This is a genomic window from Aequorivita aquimaris (assembly GCF_001573155.1).
Lineage (GTDB): Bacteria > Bacteroidota > Bacteroidia > Flavobacteriales > Flavobacteriaceae > Aequorivita > Aequorivita aquimaris.
This window is the reverse complement of the sequence record NZ_JRWG01000003.1, coordinates 276,436-294,730: the sequence shown is the minus strand read 5'-3', so window position 1 is coordinate 294,730 and position 18,295 is coordinate 276,436. Positions and strand designations below refer to the sequence as shown.

The window sequence follows — 18,295 nt, the reverse complement described above, 5'->3', positions numbered from 1 at the left end:
GAAGAAATAATTTTAAGAAACAGAAAAATCAAAATTTTTAAAACAACCGCCCCTGCCCATCCTCATCGGTAATGGATTCATCATTTTCGTTCTCCTCTTCGGAAGCATGCGTTTCCTCTTTTAAATCCTCTTCATCCACAACATCCATTTCTTCCGGTTCCACGGGCGCTGGCGGTTCGTACAACAAAGGTTCCATTGTGTTTATTTCCAAAACCTTTTCTTTTGTCAATTGGTTGCCCATTGCAGTTATTCCTTTCACGGCAATAAATTCATCCAAATTCAGCTCCATATTCTCCTCGCGCTCCTGCCCTCTTTTTTTGGCGAAGACCACTTCGGCCATGGGGCGGTAATCGGTAAATATTTTTTCCAAATACGAATTAGGATGATCGGTAATAATGGTTTCTTCCTTGTCCGGATTTTCAATCAAGAAACGCTTCACATAAAACAATTCTTTTTCACCTTCCCAATAAATGGCACTCAACGGTTTTTTGGGGTCCCATTTTTCAAGAATTATCATATCGTCATCAAAACGAAGCTGAATATCGGGGATTACCGTTTTTACAACCCCGCTCTGTTTCACGATCAGCAACCTATCCTCTTTTCTGAATTCGCCCAAAAGTTCCCCGCGCTCATCCACGTTCAATCGCTGTACCGAATCGTCAAACCAGATTTTACGCGGCTTTAGCGTTGAAAGGCCTTTTTCTTTCAACTCAATTTTTTTGATGGAATATTTGGTGACGATATTTCCTTTGGAATTTCTTCCCTTCACCAGCTGATCTGCAAAATCCAAATCGAATTTCAGCTTTTTGATACTTCCACTTTGGCGCAGATAAATGGTTACAACTTCTGCCTCGCCATTCGGATTGGCCGTAAAATAAAGCACTTTGGAACCTTTGGTTCCGTTGGTCATATCGTATTCCTTATCACGGGTGATGGAGGTTACGGCAAAACGTTTTACGTAATTCGCACCGCGGGTGCCATCGCGGTAAATCATATTGTAAATAGTGCGTTTGTCCTTCTTTTTGAAAACCGCAACGTGGATTATATTTTTTCCCACAAAAGTTTTGGCGTCAACCTTTGTGACCATCATTGTTCCGTCCTCAGTGAAAACGATAATGTCGTCAATATCGCTGCAGTCGGTAACGTATTCGTCGCGTTTTAGGCTGGTGCCCACAAAACCTTCCTCGCGGTTTACGTAGAGTTTTGTGTTTCTGATTACCACCTTTGTAGCCTCAATATCATCAAAAGTCCTGATTTCGGTTTTGCGCTCTTTTCCTGCACCGTAATCCTTTTTCAGCCTTTTGAAATAATCTATGGCATAATCAATCAGATGCGCTAAGTGATGCTTTATTTGAGCTATGCTATCTTCCAATGCCTCAATCTTTTGCTGCGCTTTATCAATATCGAATTTTGAAATTCTTTTGATTCGAATTTCAGTCAAACGCACAATATCCTCTTCGGTTACGGCGCGCTTCAAATGCTGAATATGCGGCTGCAAACCTCTATCGATTGCTGAAATTACGCCTTCCCAAGTTTCCTCTTCCTCAATATCGCGATAGATTCTGTTTTCGATGAAAATTCTTTCGAGTGAAGCAAAATGCCACTGCTCCTCCAATTCCTCCAATTGGATTTCGAGTTCCTGTTTCAGCAATTCCACCGTGCGGTCGGTACTGCGGCGAAGCATTTCGGAAACACCAATAAAAAGCGGTTTGTTGTCCTCAATCACACAGCCCAATGGCGAAACGGAAGTCTCGCAGCCCGTGAAAGCATACAGCGCATCAATGGTCTTGTCGGGCGAAATGCCGCTGGGCAAATGGATCTGGATTTCCACTTGGGCAGCGGTGTTATCCTCTATCTTTTTGATTTTTATTTTTCCTTTGTCATTTGCTTTCAGAATAGTGTCAATCAGCGAGGAAGTGTTGGTGCCAAAGGGAATTTCAGTAATTACCAGCGTATTTTTATCGAGTTGGTTTATGCGCGCTCGACTGCGAATTTTTCCGCCGCGCATCCCATCGTTGTAATCGGCCACATCCATCAATCCGCCCGTTGGGAAATCTGGATAGATCGTAAACTTTTTGCCCTGCAAATGCTTGATGGAGGCATCAATAAGTTCAATAAAATTATGAGGGAGGATTTTGGTGGAAAGGCCCACGGCAATTCCCTCTCCGCCTTGGTTCAACAGCAACGGAAATTTAACCGGAAGGTTGATTGGCTCTTTTCTACGTCCGTCGTACGAAGCTTGCCAGCGGGTAACTTTTGGATTGTAAACCACATCCAAGGCAAACTTTGAAAGTCGCGCCTCAATATAACGCGAAGCGGCGGCGCTATCGCCCGTTAAAATATTTCCCCAGTTTCCTTGGGTGTCAATGAGCAAATCTTTTTGGCCTATCTGCACCATTGCATCGGCAATACTCGCGTCCCCGTGCGGGTGGTACTGCATGGTATGCCCAACGATGTTCGCGACCTTGTTGTATCGCCCATCGTCCAAATCTTTCATGGACTGCATAATACGGCGCTGCACGGGCTTAAAACCGTCCTCAATGGCGGGCACGGCACGTTCCAGGATTACGTAGCTGGCGTAATCCAAAAACCAGTCGCGGTACATCCCGGTTACCTTTTTTATGGTGTCGCCAGAGGTATCGTCGTTTACGCCCAAATAGTCGGGGCCTGTTTGTTCTTCTTCGTTATTGTCGAGTTCGTCACTCATATTAATTTCCCGCGAAAGCGGGAATCTTTTTTGTTATTCCTTATTTTTTATTCTTTGCGTCCTCTGCGTCTTCGCGGTAATCTTTCACAGCAGAGACGCAGAGGTTTTTTGTAATGCACGCGATAAATCGCGAGCCTACTGCCGACTGCGACTGAACACTTTTTTACTCCTCCACCCTATCAAGCTCCACCTTCAAATTATCAATAATAAACTCCTGCCGGTCCGGCGTGTTTTTTCCCATATAAAAGGAAAGCAATTCCTCAATACTCATCGATTTATCAAGCATCACAGGATCCAACCGAATGTCGTTGCCAATAAAATGCACAAATTCGTCCGGCGAAATTTCACCCAAACCTTTAAAGCGGGTGATTTCCGGTTTTGGTTTTAGCTTTTCTATGGCGTTTATCCTTTCTTCTTCGGAATAGCAATAAATGGTTTCCTTTTTATTTCTTACTCGGAAAAGCGGCGTTTGCAAAATATATAAATGCCCTTCCTTTATCAATTCAGGGAAAAACTGAAGGAAAAACGTAATGAGCAACAACCGAATGTGCATCCCGTCCACATCGGCATCCGTGGCGATTACGATGTTGTTGTAACGCAAATCCTCCATCGAATCCTCGATATTCAGCGCGGCCTGCAACAGGTTGAATTCCTCGTTTTCGTAAACGATTTTTTTGGTCATTCCGTAGGTGTTCAACGGTTTCCCACGCAGTGAAAAAACGGCCTGCGTATTTACATCGCGGCTTTTTGTGATGCTTCCGCTCGCCGAATCTCCCTCGGTGATAAACAGCGTTGATTCCAAATTGCGTTCGTTTTTCACGTCGCCCAAATGCACGCGGCAATCGCGCAATTTTTTATTGTGAAGACTGGCTTTTTTCGCGCGGTCCTTCGCAAGTTTTCGGATGCCGCTCAACTCCTTTCGTTCGCGTTCGGCCTGTACTATTTTGCGTTGAATGGCGTCAGCCGTCTCAGGATTTTTATGCAGGTAATTGTCGAGCTGGGTTTTTACGAAATCGTTTATAAACGTCCTCACCGTGGGCAAATCCCCACCCATATCGGTTGAGCCGAGCTTGGTTTTTGTCTGGCTTTCAAAAACCGGCTCCATTACTTTGATGCTGATTGCCGAAACGATGGATTTCCGCACATCGCTGGCATCGTAATTTTTATTGTAGAATTCGCGTACAGTTTTAACCAAAGCTTCGCGAAATGCCGCCAAATGCGTTCCGCCCTGGGTTGTGTTCTGTCCGTTTACAAAACTGTGGTATTCCTCGCTATATTGGGTCTTGCTGTGGGTAAGTGCTATTTCAATATCATCGCCGCGCAGGTGGATTATCGGGTACGCGCTGTCTTCTTCGGAAATGGTCTCCATCAAAAGATCTTTCAATCCATTTTCCGAATAAAACTTTTCGCCGTTAAAATCTATCGTCAGTCCCGGGTTGAGATAGACGTAGTTTTTCAGCATTTTTTGAACGTATTCCGTACGGTACTTGAAATTTTTGAAAATACTCTCGTCGGGAATAAAAACCACTTTGGTTCCCTTTCGCTTGGTGGTTTCCTCAACGGCGACATCATTGGTCAATTCGCCCAAGGAAAATTCCGCGGCCTTCATTTGGTTATCACGAACGGATTCCACTTTAAAAAACGCCGAAAGTGCATTCACGGCTTTGGTACCAACCCCGTTCAAACCAACGGATTTCTTAAAGGCGCGGCTGTCGTACTTTCCGCCCGTATTCATTTTTGAAACCACGTCAATCACTTTCCCAAGCGGAATGCCACGACCGTAATCGCGCACTTTTACTTCTTTGTCTTTTATTCGAACCTCGATGGTCTTTCCAGCACCCATGACAAATTCATCGATACAGTTATCGATTACCTCTTTCAAAAGAATATAGATACCGTCATCGGGCGAGGAACCGTCACCCAGCTTCCCGATGTACATCCCCGGGCGCATGCGGATATGTTCCTTCCAGTCGAGCGAGCGTATGTTGTCTTCGGTATATTGTGTTTCGGCCATAAGATTTGGTGTAGGGCTGCTAATATAAATATACGGGAGCACTTGTGAAACCAATACCTCGGAAAGTAATTAACAATAAAACGGGTGATATTGTTAGTAATTATTTTTCGAGTTGAATTACTAAATATTTGCAAAGAAATCCGCTTTCCATTGATTGGTTGTAATTCTTTTTATAATTTCATCACACAAACTAGAGAACTCAATGGAATTTATAGATTATTACAAAATTCTTGGACTGGACAAAAGCGCTACAGCTTCAGAAATAAAGAAAGCATATAGAAAACTTGCACGCAAATACCATCCAGATTTAAACCCAAATGACGCTTCGGCACAGCAAAAATTTCAGCAGATAAACGAAGCGCACGAAGTTTTGATTGACCCTGAAAAGCGTAAAAAATACGACCAATACGGCAAGGATTGGCAGCACGCTGATGCCTTTGAGGAAGCCAAACGGAAACAAGGTTCGCAAGGTTTCGGCGGTGGTTTTGGCGGGCAGCGAACGTATTCGGGCAGCGCACAGGGTTTTGACGAAAGCCAGTTTTCAGACTTTTTTGAATCGATGTTTGGCGGCAGCGGTTTCAACAGTGGTGCTGGACGCAGACAGACTGCACAATTTAAAGGGCAGGACTTGAACGCTACGCTTCGGCTAAATCTGACTGATATTCTGAAAAGCCAGAAACAAACCATCAATCTTGGAGAGAAAAAAATCCGGCTTACCATTCCCGCAGGCGTTGAGGACGGGCAGACCATCAAGATAAAGGGCTACGGCGGCGAAGGGATGAACGGCGGCCCCAAAGGCGATCTGTACATTACTTTTGAAATTTTCAACAATACGGCTTTTAAACGCGTGGGCAACGATCTTTATAAAACCGAAAACATCAGTCTCTACAAGGCTATTTTGGGCGGCGATATTACTATTGATACCTTGGATGGAGCCGTAAAATTGAAAGTAAAGCCCGAAACCCAAAACGACACCAAAGTCAAACTGAAAGGCAAAGGACTTCCCAAATACAAAAAAGAAGACCAGCACGGCGATCTATATATTACTTATAAAATTGATTTGCCCACAAACCTTTCAGAAAAGGAAAAGGAATTATTTAACGAACTTTCAAAATTGAGATAATGGCACGAGAGAAATATATATTGGTAAGTCATTTTTGCAAACAGACGCAAATAGAGATTTCCTTTGTGGAAAATCTGCAGGAATACGGCTTGGTGACTTTTGAGGAAAAGGAAAACCAACTTTTTATGGACGAAAAGGATATTTCTGAAATAGAAAAAATGTTTCGCCTCCATAACGATCTGGGAATTAATTTTGAAGGACTGGACGCTCTTAACCAGCTCCTGAAACGTTTGCGAAAGATGGAAAAGGAAATGGACCTGCTTCAAAAAAGACTGCGATTGTATGAATGAGCATTTCCAAAAAGAACGGTAAATTCTAATTAATGAAATGTTAAATGAAATTTCTGGAAAAACTCAATCCCATATCTTTATCCTCTATGAGAAAAATAACCATCCTATTCGCATTGTTGGTGCAAGTAAGCATCTTCGCACAGCAGACCAATTTCAATTCAACCAATTCTTTCAACAACCAAACAGTATCTTTAAATGATCAGGAAACAGATTCTGATGATTTGAATACTGACGACCAAAATTCGCAAAACACATCTTCAGTACTTAATTTTAACCCAAACGAGAAGACTGTTTTTGAAACCCAAAGGAGTAATTCACCATATGAATGGAAATGGGTTCGCGATGGAATTTGGACGGGTGCTGCACTTGGAGCTAGCGCCTATGGCTTGATACTTATAAAAAACAAAGACGATTTGTCCTTGGCAGAGCGGGAAAAGTTTTTAAATGAAGAAAGCCTTCAAAAAGAAATTGATAAAATAAATTTCCTGGATCAATGGGTTGCCGGAAAACATAACGAAGACGCAAATGCAATTAGCGACATTCCTTTTGCACTTTCCTTTGCAGCACCTTTTGCATTTTTATTTGACGATGAAATTAACGACCACACCGGACAATACGTGGGACTTTATATAGAAAGTTTGGCTACCACCGCAGCTATCTATACTATCACGGCCGGATTGGTAAATAGAAGCCGTCCGTACGTTTATGACAATAGTGGAGATACCTCCGAAGATAGACGTTTTAAGAATAACGGCCAACGTTCCTTTTATTCAGGCCACGTAGCGGCAACCGCGACGGCCACGTTTTTTGCCGCAAAAGCTTATAGCGATTTCAATCCTGATGCAAGCGGAAAAGTATGGATTTGGACGGGTGCCGCCGTTCTGCCAGCATCGGTCGGGGTTTTACGGATGGAAGCCGGACAGCACTTTTTAACCGATGTGCTTTTAGGCTACGTTCTGGGAGCTGGAACCGGTATTTTAGTACCCGAATTGCACAAAAAGAAAATGGAAAATATAGATATATACCCCAGCTCCGGAACCAGTTTTAATGGTGACAGCTATAACGGGATGGCTTTTAGGTATACTTTTTAGATGTGAGATTTGAGATTTGAGACGTGAGACGTGAGATATGAGACCTAAAATCTAAAATCTCACGTCTAATATCTCATATCTATCTACACATTGAATCGGAAGTGCATTACATCGCCATCCTTCACAATGTATTCCTTTCCTTCTACGCCCATTTTACCAGCTTCTTTTACTTTCGCTTCGCTTCCGTAGGTTACGTAGTCGTCATACTTAATCACTTCGGCACGAATGAATCCTTTCTCAAAATCGGTATGGATTACTCCTGCAGCTTGTGGTGCCGTAGCGCCCACGGGAATAGTCCAAGCCCTTACTTCCTTTACACCCGCAGTAAAATAGGTTTGAAGGTTTAATAGTTTATAAGCGCTGCGAATCAATTTTGCGGAACCAGCTTCGTCCAGACCCAAATCTTCCAAAAACATTTGGCGCTCCTCAAAGGTTTCCAATTCTGTAATATCGGCCTCTGTGCCAACCGCCAGTACCAAAACCTCAGCGTTTTCATTCTTTACAGCTTCCTTTACCTTTTCAACATAAGCATTTCCTGTGGCAGCGGAACCTTCGTCCACATTACATACGTACATTACCGGTTTATCGGTGATGAATTGCGCATTTTCAATAAATTCTTCTCTTTCGCTTTCCGTTAAATCGATAGCGCGGACAGAGATTCCAGCCTCCAGCCCTGCCTTTACTTTCAGCAAAGCAGCTTCTTCTTTTTGGGCATCCTTGTTTCCAGTACGGGCTGCGCGCTTTACTTTTTCGAGTTTTTTATCAACTGTTTCCAAATCCTTCAATTGAAGTTCAATATCAATGGTTTCCTTATCGCGGATTGGATTTACGCTTCCGTCCACGTGAACTATGTTGTCATTGTCAAAACAGCGCAAAACGTGCAGAATGGCATCAGTCTCGCGAATGTTGCTCAAAAACTGGTTGCCAAGCCCCTCTCCCTTGCTTGCTCCTTTTACGAGACCTGCAATATCAACAATTTCAACCGTGGCGGGCAATACGCGTTCCGGTTTCACCAATTCTTCCAATTTCAGCAAGCGCTTATCGGGAACGTTTACTACGCCCACATTTGGCTCTATGGTACAGAAAGGAAAATTGGCACTTTGCGCCTTGGCATTTGACAAACAATTAAATAGGGTGGATTTTCCAACGTTTGGCAATCCTACGATACCTGCTTTCATTAAATATAATTTTTTAAGGGCAAACCTTTTCTTAAAATACCTTCGGTTTACGCGGCTGCAAATATACATCTTCAAAATAGACTTTCAGCATTTGGCAATAAATGCTTTTCAGAAAAAGTTTGGGTTTTATTTCACTTTAAATTTGCAAGAAATTAACGTTAATAGGGTTAATTTTACTGAATAAACCATAAATAACCAATTATTATGAAAAAAATAATTTTAAGCTTAGGTATTGCAATTTTTACATTAACGGGAATTAATGCACAAGAAAATAAAGATGTGCAATCTACTACCACCGTTAAAAAAGTTACCCAAAAAGGGACTGACGTAAAAACGAAAATAATTGCGGAGACTGAAACGGACAAGGAAACAATTAAAGTGGAAGGTAACGAAAAGCAAGACCAGGCCGCTGATGTAATCAAAGATAAAAACATTGATTCAAAAGTTGTGGCCGATGACGTTACTGTAGATGTTGCAAACCAACAACAAATGATTTCTATAAAGCAGCAACAGCAAGCAGAGCTTGCCAAAAAAATTGCTGATCAAAAAGCAGAAGCTGCTGCTAAAGCTGAAAAAGAAAGACAAGCAAAGTTATTGCAACAACAAAAAGAGCTAGAAGCCAGAAGAGCTGCGCTTACCAAACGCCCAGAAGGAATGGCTAAGTTGAAAAAGGATTAAACAGTATATTTTTGCTTATTATACGCCCGTTCCAAGTTTTGGAACGGGCTTTTTCAATTGTAAAAACTTTATTTAATAGAATTTAACAAATTACGGTGTACTACCATAAAAATTTTAGAACAGCAAAAATTCGGAATATGCAATTCTCAAACCATTGGGACAAAAAGGATATTACCTTTTTAACAAAGATGGTAAAACTTCAGTTGGCTACTTTAACCAATATGGCAATTTTGTAGTTGAGGGGTTTGATTCCAATACAGACAATGTCTCTACCACTATTTTCATTCTTGATGAAAAAAGTAGGGATATGATGAAAGAGCAAAAAATGTAAATTTCTTTCTGAAATAGATTTAAGAAAATACTGGTTTCCGGTATTTTTATAATGAATTAGCTTTTCATTATCAAACCTTTACGACAATTTAACAAACACAAACCCTACATTTGAAATAACACTTAAAAACTATATCATGAAAAAAGCAATTTTACTTTTAGCGATGGTTTCTTTTTCGGTTACTTTCGCACAAGTTGATAAAAACACCAACACTCAAAAACAAACGGTCGTTACCAAAACCACGGTAACCGATGACAAAGGAACTGATACTGCCACAAAAGCTGTGACACAAACCAAAAAAGAGGTCTTGACCCTAAAAGATAGTGATGCCAACCAGACCAACCAAAGCGTAATTATGAAGCCTATTGTTGTGGATACCGATGTTACTTATAGCTACGACGGTAACCGCTTCAAGTTTTTGAGCCAAAAGGACGAAAATGGCTATCGTTTAATGACCATAAAAGATAACGCAACAAATGAACAATACGCCGTTATCAAGCCTACTTCACAAAATGGATATTATATTATGTCGCAAGATGGAAAATCCTCTTTTGGATATTTTAACGCAGACGGCAATTTTGTAGTAGAACGCTATGATGCAAAAACAGACGCAATTGTCTCGGAAGTTTATAAACTGAATGTGAAAAGTGATATGAAAAAAGATAAAATGTAGAATATTTATTAACTATCCCTACAAAATGAAAAACGCCTCTCGGTTCTCACCGAGAGGCGTTTTTCATTTATAATATTATTTTAGTCTTTATGCATAAAAGCCTGCTTCGCCAAAAGCTCTTCTTCAGACTCTACGAGATCATCATCTGGCACGCAACAATCTACAGGGCATACGGCAGCACATTGAGGTTCATCGTGAAAGCCTTTGCACTCGGTACATTTATCTGGTACAATAAAATATATTTCGTCACTAATAGGCTCCTGCGCCTCGTTTGCATCAACTTCCTTTCCATTGGGCAGCACTACTTTGCCTTCCAAATCGGTTCCGTCGGCATAGCGCCAATCATCAGCTCCTTCATAGATTGCGGTATTGGGGCATTCCGGCTCGCAAGCACCGCAGTTTATACATTCATCGGTTATTATAATGGCCATGGGATATTCTTTTTCTAACTTTGCGCAAATTTAAGCCCTATTGGGGGAACTCCAAAATAAGTATGCAATTAAAACAAAGAATTAACGCTTTTGTTGAATTGGGAGCATTTCTGAAGCAGATTGCATCGGAAAATCCGACTTCCGAAGCCAAAGAAATTTTCCAAAGAGCCGAAGCCGAAAACGGGTGGTTCACGCAGGAAAATATCAAGTTCGCGCTAAAAAGTTGGGGCGACGCGCTTTCCGAAGAAAATTTAGAGCAATGGATTGCTAATTATGAAATTAAGGCTACAAATCCGAGGTGTGTTGCCATAATAATGGCGGGCAACGTTCCCTTAGTTGGATTTCACGATTTTCTCTCCGTTTTGGTTACGGGCAATAAAGTGCAGGCGAAACTTTCTTCAAATGATAAAACCTTGCTTCCATTTTTGGGCAAGCATTTAATTTCCGTGGCACCAGAATTCAAAGAGTATATTGCATTTACGGAAGGCAGGTTACAGAATTTTGATGCGGTCATTGCAACCGGGAGCAATAATACCGCGCGCTATTTTGAATTCTACTTTGGAAAATATCCGCACATAATCCGCAAAAACAGAAATTCGGTTGCAGTGCTAACCGGGGATGAAACTCAAAAAGAACTCAATGCATTGGCAGATGATATTTTTAGATATTTCGGTCTCGGATGCCGCAATGTGTCCAAAATTTATATTCCGGAAAACTATGATTTTGAAGCCTTTTTTAAGGCAATGTTCAGTTGGAAGGAAATTATCCATAACCATAAATACATCAACAATTACGATTATAACAAAGCGGTCTATTTGATGGATAGCTTTCCCTTATTGGACAATGAGTTTATGTTGCTGAAAGAAGATTCGGGCTTCTCCTCTCCTATTTCAGTTGTTTTCTACGAAAAATACGATTCAATGGAACATCTCAAAAAGGAATTGCAAACCCAGTCGGAAAATATACAATGCATAGTTTCAAATTCAGGCCTTCCCAATGAAATCCCTTTCGGAAAGGCGCAGGCCCCTGCGTTGTGGGATTATGCCGATGGCGTAGATACGGTTGATTTTTTGTTGAAACTTCCTTGATAAAAAAATTATAAATCCCACATTTTTAGTAGGGTAATTCACATCTTTGCATTATAAATTTTCATATCATGAAAAAACATAATTTTAGCGCAGGTCCCTGCATTTTACCGCAATCAGTCCTGCAGCAGTCTGCGGAAGCGGTTTTAAATTTCAACAATTCAAACCTTTCCCTGATTGAAATCTCCCATCGTAGCAAGGATTTTGTCGCGGTAATGGAAAACGCCCGCAACCTGGCCCTGGAACATTTGGGGCTTCAAAATAAAGGTTATCAAGCCTTGTTTTTACAAGGTGGAGCAAGTCTTCAGTTTTTAATGGCGGCCTACAATCTTTTGGAAAAAAAAGCTGCTTACCTAAACACGGGCACTTGGAGCGATAAGGCCATAAAAGAGGCAAAGTTGCTGGGCGAGGTTGTGGAAGTAGCAACTTCAAAAAGTGAAAATTTTAACTTTATTCCAAAAAACTATACCATTCCTAAGGATGCAGATTATTTCCACTGCACGAGCAACAATACTATTTTTGGAACGCAGATGCGCACTTTCCCAGAAACTGAAATCCCCATGGTTTGCGATATGAGCAGCGACATCTTTTCGCGCCAGCTCGATTTTTCCAAATTCAGTTTAATCTATGCCGGCGCCCAAAAAAATATGGGTCCCGCAGGCACAACCCTCGTGGTTATAAAGGAAGATATTCTTGGGAAAGTATCGCGCGCCATTCCTTCTATGCTCAGTTATAAAGTACATATAGACAAAGAAAGTATGTTCAATACGCCGGCGGTCTTTTCAGTTTATGTGTCTATGCTTACTTTGGAATGGCTGAAAGAAAAGGGTGGAATTACTGCTATTGAAAAAGTAAACAAGCAAAAAGCGGAACTTCTTTACAGTGAAATTGATAGAAATCCTTTGTTTGAAGGCTTTGTTGCCGAAAAAGAAGACCGTTCAAAAATGAATGCCACCTTTAATTTAAAAAATGATGAATTGAAGGCAACCTTTGACGATTATTTAAAACAAGCTGGAATCAATGGTCTAAATGGCCATCGCAGCGTTGGGGGCTATCGAGCCTCTATGTATAACGCATTGCCTTTGGAAAGCGTACAGATTTTGGTGGATGTAATGCAGGCAATTGAAAAAGGGGCGTGATGCGGTTAAATATAAATAAGAAACAACTTAATAAAACAATAATCTAGGAACCTATTTTCATGAAAGTATTAGCAAACGACGGAATTTCACAAAGCGGAATCGATATATTAAAAGATGCGGGGTTTGAAGTTTTGACCGTACACGTGGCGCAGGAACAACTTCAAAATTATATCAACGAGCACAAAATTGAAGTGCTTTTGGTACGAAGTGCCACCAAGGTTCGGAAAGATATTATTGACAGCTGCCCATCCCTAAAAATTATAGGCCGCGGCGGCGTGGGTATGGACAATATAGATGTGGAATACGCCCGTGAGAATGGAATTTATGTAATCAATACTCCTGCCGCCTCCTCAGAATCGGTGGGAGAGTTGGTATTTGCTCATTTGTTCGGTGGGGTTCGTTTTTTGCACGATTCAAACCGCAATATGCCATTGGAAGGCGACACGAGATTTAAAGAGCTGAAGAAAAGCTATGGTGCGGGTCGCGAGCTGCGCGGCAAAACTTTGGGAATCATCGGGTTTGGAAGAATTGGCCGGCAAGTAGCGAAAATAGCCTTGGGCTGCGGAATGAAAGTGATTGCCAGCGACCACGAGGTAGGCGAAGCAGATATAACCCTAACCTTTTATGACGGGCAGACCATCACCCTAAAAATTAAAACCGCGCCAATCGACAAATTGATAAAACACAGCGATTTTATAAGTCTCCACGTGCCTTCGCAATCGGGATATTTAATAGGCAAGGAAGAAATTTCAAAAATGAAGGACAACGTAGGTATCGTGAACGCAGCCCGCGGAGGGGTTCTTGACGAAAACGCGTTGCTGGAAGCTATTGAGGATGGAAAGGTTTCTTTTGCTGCACTTGACGTTTTTGAAAACGAACCCACACCTTCCATAAAAGTATTGATGCACGATAAAATTTCGCTTACACCACACATTGGTGCAGCTACAAATGAGGCACAAGATAGAATTGGTGTAGAACTGGCAAATCAGATAATTTCGATTTTAGTAAAATAGAGTGTTTTTATTCACATAAGGCGCAATAATGTTATTATATTCATTTTATAAATAGATAATTATTCATTTTCAGTAACTTGCGGAAATAATTAATTAATGTAAAACAAAATGTCAGGAATTTTAGATTTATTGAACAGTAACCTCGGAAAACAAATTATTGGAGGTATTAGTCAAGAAACCAATCAACCAGCAGACAAAACAGCTTCTGTTGTAACAATGGCTATGCCCATACTGCTAGGAGCTATGAAACGCAATGCGAGTAACGAAAGTGGAGCCGCTAATTTGATGAATGCTTTAAACAGCAAGCATGACGGTAGTATCCTCGATAATTTAGGCGGTCTTTTCGGGGGCGGTGTAAATGAAGAAGTGAAGCAGGACGGGCTTGGTATTTTAGGTCACGTTTTAGGAGGTTCGCAGGATAACGCAGTAAGAGCACTTTCACAAAAATCTGGATTGGACACCAATTCTGTTATGCAAATTTTACAGGTTGCAGCACCTATTTTATTGGGTTATTTGGGAAAACAAAAGCAGCAGAAAAACGTAAACTCAGATTCTGGCATTGGTGATTTACTTGGCGGTCTTATGGGTGGCGGCAATGCGCAGCCAAAACAGCAATCAATGATTGAATCTTTGCTTGACGGAAATAATGACGGAAGTGTAATTGACGACATCGCTGGAATGGTTTTAGGAGGCAGTCAGAAAAAAGGTGGTCTCGGCGGTCTTTTGGGAGGCTTCTTTGGAAAATAAAAACACAAACACAAACCAGTCAAAATACTGTCATTCATAAAATGGCGGTATTTTTTTTAAATGAAAGTTAAATCAGGCTACCTTCATTTTACATTTGTTAACTTTGTAAAAATCATTGATATGAAAAATTTTCTACTAATTGCAGTACTTTCATTTGTGATTCATAGCTGCGGAACAGGAAATACCTCCATAACCAGCTCACCTTCTGATGGAAGCACAAAAAATGATACAGTCAGAATAGCAAATGATAGCCTTGAATATGAAATAATAATTGTAGAACCCGGGTTTCAATCTTGGCTAATTTCCCAGCCACAACGCGGTTTTTATGGTCAAGCAAAATTAGAGGGGAAAAACCGTCAGTTCGTAGCTGAGTACAATAGTCGTGTTTTACAGCCAAATTTATATTCCAGAAATTTGTACGGTGAACAAATAAATTACGACCCAACTATTGATTATGGATATGAGGTGAATTACTTATTGTATAACTATTTTGTCTATTTTCAGGAAAAATACAATCAAAAATTTATAGGCGGAAGAAATTGAAAAAGCTTAAAGAACGTTGGAATATTGAAACCAACAGACAACTATTTATAATTTTACTAGTATTTGCCATTACTGGAAGTTCAGCTGCAAAACTGGCTGCTCCATTAACAGATTTTTTTAATATAACCGAAGAAATGGGTTGGTACATTTACTGGCCGTTCCGAATTTTGATTATCCTACCAATTTATAAAGTACTTTTGGTGTTTTTTGGATGGGTTTTTGGAGAATATCACTTCTTTTGGAATTTTGCGAAAAAAATGCTCCGCAGTATGGGTCTCGGTTTTTTACTTAAACAATGACAAATCTTAAAACAACAGTAACGCAAGTTTTAGTTGCAGCGATATTCTCGTTGGCATTGCTACTTCCTACTGCTGTACAATTTGCGCATACTTTTGAGGGACACGAGCATAAGGCCTGTACCGATATTTCCACACATCTTCACCAAAAGCAGCTAGACTGTTCTATTTGTGATTTTCACTTTTCAATATTTACCTTTATTCCTCTGGAATCTCCCGATTTTACTGTATTTCACAGTTTTCAAAATATTGAATTTTTTTACTCTACATCTCCTTTTAACTTAGACCCTTCCCACTATTTTCTTAGAGGCCCTCCTCAACTTTCTTAATTATTATCATTTTATTTTAATTCAAACATTTTTAAATCAAGAAAGCATGAAAAACATATTATGCTTACTTGTGGTGTTCTTTATATATACCACAGTAAGCTCACAAAATTCCTTAATGGGAAACATAACATCAAAAAATACAAATGAACCAGTGCCCGCAACAATCTATATTCCGCAACTTGAAAAAGGAACCGTTGCAGATTTTGACGGTAACTATACGATAATCAATATTCCTGACGGAAGCTATAACATAGTTTTTTCTTCACTAGGATTCGCGACCATTTCAAAAAAAATTAATTTTTCAAACGGAAAAATCGTTACCGAAAATCTTGAAATGCAGGAAAGTGCAGTTGAAATGGAAGAGGTTATAGTTTCTACGCCCTTCCATAAGTTACAGAGTGATAATGTAATGAAGGTGGAACGCATTTCAACTGAAGATCTAAACGCCTCTGGTGCCGTAACCTTGGCCGATGGCATTAAAAATATTGCAGGAGTAGATATCATTAGTACAGGAACGGGCATTGGAAAACCAGTTATTCGCGGACTAAGCTCAAATAGGGTTTTAACTTATGCACAGGGTGTTCGTTTAGAAAATCAGCAATTTGGAGACGAGCACGGGCTCGGTATTAATGAAGCGGGAGTAGAAAGTGTAGAGGTTATAAAAGGCCCTGCGTCATTGCTATACGGAAGTGATGCTCTGGGCGGAGTACTTTATCTTAATCCTGAAAAATTTGCACTCTCGGGTGAAACTCACGGTGATCTAAACAGCGATTACTTTTCAAATACATTGGGAACCGCTACAAATCTTGGAATTAAAACCTCAGGTGAAAAGCTAAAATTTTTGGCACGGGGCGCGTACGCTATTTTTAGTGATTATGATACGGGAGCAGATTATCGTGTTACCAACACTAGGTTTAATGAAAAAGATTTCAAGACTGGATTGCAATATTCTGGCACAAAATTTAAGTCAACACTTCGCTATAATTACAATCGTTCCAATATTGGTATTCCTGAGGAAGTCAGTGAGCAAACGCGTTCAAAGGATTTAGAACTTCCTTTTCAGGAAATTGATAACCATATTTTAAGTTTTGATAATACGTTATTTTTTACTAACTCCAGTTTAGATATAAAAGCCGGTTATCTGTTCAATGACAGACGTGAATTTGAAGACGAACCACATGTGGCAGCTCTTCAGCTTAAATTAAACACATTTAATTATGATGTGAAATATCACCTACCTCAATTGGGCAATTTTGAAACTATAGTGGGTCTTCAGGGAATGTTTCAAAAAAATAAAAACGAAGGTGAAGAAATTTTAATTCCTGATGCGAAAACTACTGATATCGGAATTTTGGCAACTTCACACTATCATTTGGAAAAGATAGATTTTCAAGCCGGAATCCGTTTCGACTCTCGAAAAATTAAAAGTGAAGCCGCTGGAAATCCTGCTGATTTGGATTTTATTCCAGCACTTAATACCACTTTTAATAGTTTCACTGCTGCTTTAGGAGCTAAACTCGATATTGTTCGAAATTTTTCAACACGAATCAATCTTGCCAGTGGATTTAGAGCACCAAACTTGGCAGAACTAACTTCTAATGGCGTTCACGAAGGTACAAATCGATACGAACGTGGAAATATAAATTTAACGAACGAGCAGAATTTCCAAGCTGATGTTGCCTTGGAGTACAGAAACGAACATATTGAATTTTTTGCAAACGGTTTTTACAATGCCGTTAACGATTACATTTTCTTGTCGCCTACCAATGAAACTATTGACGACGCACAGGTATTTGATTATTTGCAGGGCAATGCGTCGCTTTTTGGGGGCGAATTGGGCTTTCACCTTCACCCCCACCCGTTGGATTGGCTTCATTTGGAAAGTAGCTTCGAAACTGTTACCGGCAAATTGAGCAATGATAAATATTTGCCATTAATTCCGGCAAATTCACTTCGGAATACGTTTCGGGTAGAACTAAATGACGGAAAGACCAGAAAATCAAGTTCAGCTTTTATAACGCTCGAAAATACTTTTGCCCAAAGAAATGTGAGCAATTTTGAAACAAGAACCGGAGGTTATTCATTACTAAGTGCAGGAATTGAAAGCAGCTTTCAACTTCAGAAGGTTTTATTTAAAATTGGCTTGAACGGAACAAATCTTACCGATAAAAAATATATAGCCCATTTGTCGAGATTAAAACCCGACGGTATCTTTAATATGGGAAGAAGTATTAATGTAAACTTAAAATTAGAAATCTAAAGAAAAAGCCCCAAGTCGGGGCTTTTTTTATTCATTTGCTCGAATTTCAATAGTTTGAGGTGTGGGCTGTTTTTTCCACACAAATGTGTATAACCACATTAGTGTAAAGGTAGGTACAACATCCGTAAAGGGTAAAACTTCCTCTACAAATACAAGAACAGAAGCGATTTTACCTTCAGTTCCTTTATACATTTCACTCATACTTTTTGCTGCAATGGGCGCCCAAAGTAAATCTAAAAAGGGTCCAACTACGGGAATGGCCATTGTAACCATACCAATTATATCATAAAAGATACTTTTTCGAAGCAATTTATATTTTTCGTTTTTCATTTTTGTTGTGTTTAATTTTATTACAAAGAGCAAAAAA

Annotated in this window: 19 protein-coding genes; 14 read left to right on the top strand and 5 right to left on the bottom strand. The window is 40.2% G+C overall.

The genetic code is table 11. The annotated features are described in order from the left end of the window. Window positions 1–37 precede the first annotated feature (37 nt). Both LS48_RS06635 and LS48_RS06630 read right to left on the bottom strand, forming a co-directional pair. On the bottom strand, window positions 38–2,707 hold the full coding sequence (locus LS48_RS06635; protein ID WP_062621251.1) for a DNA gyrase/topoisomerase IV subunit A: 2,670 nt from the start codon (window positions 2,705–2,707) through the stop codon (window positions 38–40). Window positions 2,708–2,870: 163 nt separating this feature from the next. Next, window positions 2,871–4,721, bottom strand: a complete 1,851-nt coding sequence (locus LS48_RS06630; RefSeq protein ID WP_062621249.1) for a DNA topoisomerase IV subunit B — start codon at window positions 4,719–4,721, stop codon at window positions 2,871–2,873. Window positions 4,722–4,923: 202 nt separating this feature from the next. On the opposite strand from LS48_RS06630, the gene LS48_RS06625 reads away from it, so the two are divergent. The 3 genes from LS48_RS06625 (at window position 4,924) to LS48_RS06615 (ending at window position 7,225) form a co-directional block, all read left to right on the top strand. Further along, complete coding sequence (locus LS48_RS06625) at window positions 4,924–5,844, top strand: DnaJ C-terminal domain-containing protein (RefSeq protein WP_062621246.1); 921 nt, start codon at window positions 4,924–4,926, stop codon at window positions 5,842–5,844. Next, window positions 5,844–6,134, top strand: a complete 291-nt coding sequence (locus LS48_RS06620; RefSeq protein ID WP_062621244.1) for a chaperone modulator CbpM — start codon at window positions 5,844–5,846, stop codon at window positions 6,132–6,134. The genes LS48_RS06625 and LS48_RS06620 overlap by 1 nt, the downstream gene beginning before the upstream one ends. Window positions 6,135–6,220: 86 nt before the next feature. Continuing rightward, entirely contained in the window at window positions 6,221–7,225 is a 1,005-nt protein-coding gene (locus LS48_RS06615; protein ID WP_062621522.1) for a phosphatase PAP2 family protein, read from the top strand. Between the two features lie 83 nt (window positions 7,226–7,308). Here the strand turns inward: LS48_RS06615 and ychF are convergent, their stop codons facing one another. Then, the gene (gene ychF, locus LS48_RS06610) at window positions 7,309–8,403 is read right to left on the bottom strand and encodes a redox-regulated ATPase YchF (protein WP_062621520.1); all 1,095 of its coding nucleotides are present in this window, start codon (window positions 8,401–8,403) and stop codon (window positions 7,309–7,311) included. Window positions 8,404–8,607: 204 nt separating this feature from the next. On the opposite strand from ychF, the gene LS48_RS06605 reads away from it, so the two are divergent. The 3 genes from LS48_RS06605 to LS48_RS06600 all read left to right on the top strand — a co-directional run bounded on the left by LS48_RS06605 (window position 8,608) and on the right by LS48_RS06600 (window position 10,085). Beyond that, window positions 8,608–9,081 (top strand): hypothetical protein, encoded by a 474-nt coding sequence (locus tag LS48_RS06605; RefSeq protein WP_062621242.1) that lies wholly within the window; start codon window positions 8,608–8,610, stop codon window positions 9,079–9,081. 154 nt (window positions 9,082–9,235) lie between these two features. Then, on the top strand, window positions 9,236–9,412 hold the full coding sequence (locus LS48_RS15315; protein WP_157881722.1) for a hypothetical protein: 177 nt from the start codon (window positions 9,236–9,238) through the stop codon (window positions 9,410–9,412). Window positions 9,413–9,548: 136 nt separating this feature from the next. Then, window positions 9,549–10,085, top strand: coding sequence for a hypothetical protein (locus tag LS48_RS06600; protein ID WP_062621240.1), 537 nt, complete (start codon window positions 9,549–9,551; stop codon window positions 10,083–10,085). 80 nt (window positions 10,086–10,165) lie between these two features. Here the strand turns inward: LS48_RS06600 and LS48_RS06595 are convergent, their stop codons facing one another. Further along, on the bottom strand, window positions 10,166–10,516 hold the full coding sequence (locus LS48_RS06595; RefSeq protein ID WP_062621238.1) for a 4Fe-4S dicluster domain-containing protein: 351 nt from the start codon (window positions 10,514–10,516) through the stop codon (window positions 10,166–10,168). 62 nt (window positions 10,517–10,578) lie between these two features. On the opposite strand from LS48_RS06595, the gene LS48_RS06590 reads away from it, so the two are divergent. The 8 genes from LS48_RS06590 to LS48_RS06555 all read left to right on the top strand — a co-directional run bounded on the left by LS48_RS06590 (window position 10,579) and on the right by LS48_RS06555 (window position 17,928). Further along, a complete protein-coding gene (locus LS48_RS06590) occupies window positions 10,579–11,604 on the top strand; it encodes an acyl-CoA reductase (protein WP_062621236.1) in 1,026 nt (341 codons plus the stop codon). Window positions 11,605–11,672: 68 nt separating this feature from the next. After that, window positions 11,673–12,740, top strand: a complete 1,068-nt coding sequence (gene serC / locus LS48_RS06585) for a 3-phosphoserine/phosphohydroxythreonine transaminase (RefSeq protein ID WP_062621234.1) — start codon at window positions 11,673–11,675, stop codon at window positions 12,738–12,740. 59 nt (window positions 12,741–12,799) lie between these two features. Next, window positions 12,800–13,753: a D-2-hydroxyacid dehydrogenase gene (locus tag LS48_RS06580; protein WP_062621232.1), complete on the top strand. Its 954-nt coding sequence runs from the start codon at window positions 12,800–12,802 to the stop codon at window positions 13,751–13,753. A 108-nt stretch (window positions 13,754–13,861) separates the two neighbouring features. Further along, window positions 13,862–14,500 (top strand): DUF937 domain-containing protein, encoded by a 639-nt coding sequence (locus tag LS48_RS06575; RefSeq protein WP_062621230.1) that lies wholly within the window; start codon window positions 13,862–13,864, stop codon window positions 14,498–14,500. A 120-nt stretch (window positions 14,501–14,620) separates the two neighbouring features. Further along, window positions 14,621–15,043 carry a DUF6146 family protein gene (locus tag LS48_RS06570; protein WP_062621518.1) on the top strand — a complete coding sequence of 141 codons (423 nt, stop codon included), beginning with the start codon at window positions 14,621–14,623 and terminating at the stop codon, window positions 15,041–15,043. After that, complete coding sequence (locus LS48_RS06565) at window positions 15,040–15,342, top strand: DUF6787 family protein (RefSeq protein WP_062621228.1); 303 nt, start codon at window positions 15,040–15,042, stop codon at window positions 15,340–15,342. Before LS48_RS06570 ends, LS48_RS06565 begins: the two co-directional genes overlap by 4 nt. After that, window positions 15,339–15,668 (top strand): hypothetical protein, encoded by a 330-nt coding sequence (locus LS48_RS06560; protein ID WP_062621226.1) that lies wholly within the window; start codon window positions 15,339–15,341, stop codon window positions 15,666–15,668. Before LS48_RS06565 ends, LS48_RS06560 begins: the two co-directional genes overlap by 4 nt. A 46-nt stretch (window positions 15,669–15,714) precedes the next feature. After that, window positions 15,715–17,928, top strand: coding sequence for a TonB-dependent receptor (locus LS48_RS06555; RefSeq protein WP_062621224.1), 2,214 nt, complete (start codon window positions 15,715–15,717; stop codon window positions 17,926–17,928). Window positions 17,929–17,955: 27 nt separating this feature from the next. Here the strand turns inward: LS48_RS06555 and LS48_RS06550 are convergent, their stop codons facing one another. Continuing rightward, window positions 17,956–18,258 (bottom strand): hypothetical protein, encoded by a 303-nt coding sequence (locus tag LS48_RS06550; RefSeq protein WP_062621222.1) that lies wholly within the window; start codon window positions 18,256–18,258, stop codon window positions 17,956–17,958. Between the last annotated feature and the right edge of the window lie 37 nt (window positions 18,259–18,295).